This window comes from Bacillus sp. JK74 (assembly GCF_053663395.1).
The window spans coordinates 1-1,124 of record NZ_JBSJQB010000013.1 but is presented as its reverse complement, the minus strand read 5'-3'; the positions used below and the strand labels follow the sequence as shown (position 1 = coordinate 1,124).

Sequence of the window (1,124 nt, the reverse complement as noted above, 5' to 3'; positions counted from 1 at the left end):
TGAGAGAACACTCTCAATGGTTTGGTGGCGATAGCGAAGAGGTCACACCCGTTCCCATGCCGAACACGGAAGTTAAGCTCTTCAGCGCCGATGGTAGTCGGGGGTTTCCCCCTGTGAGAGTAGGACGCCGCCAAGCTTTTTATTTTATCTACCATGTTTTTGTTTATGAAGCTTATAATATTCCGCAGTAGCTCAGTGGTAGAGCTATCGGCTGTTAACCGATCGGTCGTAGGTTCGAGTCCTACCTGCGGAGCCATTGCTTCCATAGCTCAGCAGGTAGAGCACTTCCATGGTAAGGAAGAGGTCAGCGGTTCGAGCCCGCTTGGAAGCTTATCTAAATACGTTGATCTGAAGCAGTTTCCGCACGTTATGGAACTGTTATTTTTTGTTTAGTTCAGTAAAAATCCGTTGCTGATTGTACCAGTTAAGGTATAGGTATTTAGCGCGTCTTCCGATGAAGCCTTTCTTCAAGGATGCAAAAGAGATTAACATAATTAATTGTTAAACGGTATTGACTTTTATCAAAACCTTGATATAATTACTTTTGTCATAATGAACAGTATAAAATAACAATACGGTTTACCGCCATCTGAGGCTGTATTCTGGCCATGCATTACATTTTTACTTGCGGAAGTAGTTCAGTGGTAGAACACCACCTTGCCAAGGTGGGGGTCGCGGGTTCGAATCCCGTCTTCCGCTCCATTTTATCCCAACGGGATATTGTGAAATTAATTGCGCCCGTAGCTCAATTGGATAGAGCGTTTGACTACGGATCAAAAGGTTAGGGGTTCGACTCCTCTCGGGCGCGCCATAATATTTTAAAAAATCGGGAAGTAGCTCAGCTTGGTAGAGCACATGGTTTGGGACCATGGGGTCGCAGGTTCGAATCCTGTCTTCCCGACCATTCTCAAGCTTTAAAGATAATATACTGGTTTTCTTTTTTTCTCTTTTTTAAAAAAATGCTTGATTTATAGAGAAGCACCGTGGTATATTATTAAACGTCGCTGATGGACAGCAGACAACAACAAAAAGCTTCGGAAACAACTTAAAAAAAGTTGTTGACATAAAAGAAGCTGAGTGGTAAGATAATAAAGCTGCTTCAACAAGCGGTAATGATCTTTGAA

The 1,124-nt window shown here is 42.8% G+C and carries 5 tRNA genes and 1 rRNA gene; all 6 read left to right on the top strand.

What is annotated here, in order from left to right:
- Positions 1–20: 20 nt before the first annotated feature.
- The 6 genes from rrf (at position 21) to ACWJJ5_RS19190 (ending at position 904) form a co-directional block, all read left to right on the top strand.
- Positions 21–136: ribosomal RNA gene (gene rrf / locus ACWJJ5_RS19215) — 5S ribosomal RNA — on the top strand.
- A gap of 45 nt (positions 137–181) precedes the next feature.
- A tRNA-Asn gene (locus tag ACWJJ5_RS19210) sits at positions 182–256 on the top strand.
- Positions 257–258: 2 nt separating this feature from the next.
- Positions 259–331: transfer RNA gene (locus ACWJJ5_RS19205), tRNA-Thr, on the top strand.
- 296 nt (positions 332–627) lie between these two features.
- Positions 628–702, top strand: a tRNA-Gly gene (locus tag ACWJJ5_RS19200).
- A gap of 32 nt (positions 703–734) precedes the next feature.
- A tRNA-Arg gene (locus tag ACWJJ5_RS19195) sits at positions 735–811 on the top strand.
- A gap of 16 nt (positions 812–827) precedes the next feature.
- Positions 828–904, top strand: a tRNA-Pro gene (locus ACWJJ5_RS19190).
- The last annotated feature ends 220 nt before the right edge of the window (positions 905–1,124 follow it).